The 1,241-nt window shown below is 71.2% G+C and carries 3 protein-coding genes; all 3 read right to left on the bottom strand.

Annotated elements, in window-relative coordinates; translation table 11 throughout:
* The coding region (locus tag ACZ4Z1_RS42495) for a hypothetical protein (RefSeq protein WP_468492079.1) at positions 1-325 on the bottom strand (325 nt) is incomplete at its 3' end.
* A 74-nt stretch (positions 326-399) separates the two neighbouring features.
* On the bottom strand, positions 400-939 hold the full coding sequence (locus tag ACZ4Z1_RS42490) for a hypothetical protein (RefSeq protein WP_468492078.1): 540 nt from the start codon (positions 937-939) through the stop codon (positions 400-402).
* A 66-nt stretch (positions 940-1,005) separates the two neighbouring features.
* Positions 1,006-1,241: hypothetical protein (locus ACZ4Z1_RS42485; RefSeq protein ID WP_468492077.1), on the bottom strand; the 236-nt coding region annotated here is incomplete at its 5' end.

Below are 1,241 nucleotides of genomic sequence, written 5' to 3'. Positions count from 1 at the left end.
TGACCGGGATGGCCCGGTCGAAGGAGCAGGGGATGCAGTCGGGGTGGCCGCAGTCAGCGCCGTGCTGGTGCTCGACGGCGCGGTTCCAGGCGTAGCCGTGGTGCAGGACGACGGCGTGCAGAACGGGCGCGTACTGGCTGGCATCCTGCAGGCGCAGGTCGGCGAAGCAGGCGTTGTGTTCGGCGGCGGATTCGAGGGCTTCGGCGAGGCTGTCGTGGGGGTGGATGTCGTCCATGCCGAGGATCCACACGGCCCACTCCTGGTCTTCGTAGCCGACGCGCTGCCGGTCGGGGCCGAAGAGGCGGGTACGGGTGCTGGTGCTCATGTGACCTGCTTTCGGGTGTGGTCCGTCCGGCCGCCCGCGGGGAAGGGCGGGCGGCCATGGCGGGGCGGTGGGTGTCAGGCGGCGTCGGCCAGGCGGGCGATGCGGTCGTGGGCCTCGTTGAACGCGTCGGTGTCCAGGCCCATCCACGGCACCGTGTGCGACATCGCGAGGAGAATTTCGTAGGCGTTCAGGCCGTCGGACTTGGCTTCGCGGGCTGCTTCTTCGATGTCCGCGTCGGTGTACAGGCCGTTGCGGGACACGTCGCCGGCCATCCGGTGCGCGGGGCTCGCGGGCGTGGCCAGGAAGTAGGCGCGGACCTTGGCGAACAGTTCCTCCGGATCGACGGTGGCGCGCAGGGTGTCGGCGTCCTGTGTCCAGTCGGCGAGGGCGCCGAGCGTCTCGGCGGTCTTCACGGCGTCTTCGCGGGTCATGGCGTCGGTGACGGACAGGCCGGAGGCTTCGTGTCCGATGCGCCAGCGGTGCGGGCTGTCGGGGTGCATCTCGTTGGGCAGGCGGTAGACGAGCAGGCCGGGCGCGATCTCTTTGGCGAGGGGCACGGTGTACACCTGCTCGTTCGCGCAGGTGAGCGTGTACTCGCGCACTTCTCCGATCATGGCTTCTCCTGGGATGCTGGGGTTGGTCGCCGGGCGGGCCGGGCTGGTCACGGCCCGCCCGGCGCGTCAGGCGGCGGGCGAGGTGGCGGCGTCGAGTTGGGCCCGCAGCCGCGCGTTCTCCTCGCGCTCCATGCGCAGGTCGTCGAGGGCGCCGGAGTAGTCGATGGCCGCGGTATCGAAGTCGGCCTCCAGCCGGTCGATCTCGCTGGCCATCGCGACGACCTTGCACGTCAACTCGTCGCACTCGGCGCGCAGCTGGGCCGGGGTCTTGCCGCGGTGCCGGGCCCGAGAACGCAGGGCGG

The sequence above is a fragment of the Streptomyces sp. NPDC030165 genome, from assembly GCF_055573595.1.
Note: the sequence above shows the minus strand (reverse complement) of the source record. Positions and strands in the feature narration are given on the sequence as shown.

Excerpts from the sequence above, each read along its gene's own strand:
- ACZ4Z1_RS42490 (WP_468492078.1), bottom strand. The coding sequence starts at position 939 with ATGATCGGAGAAGTGCGCGAGTACACGCTCACCTGCGCGAACGAGCAG.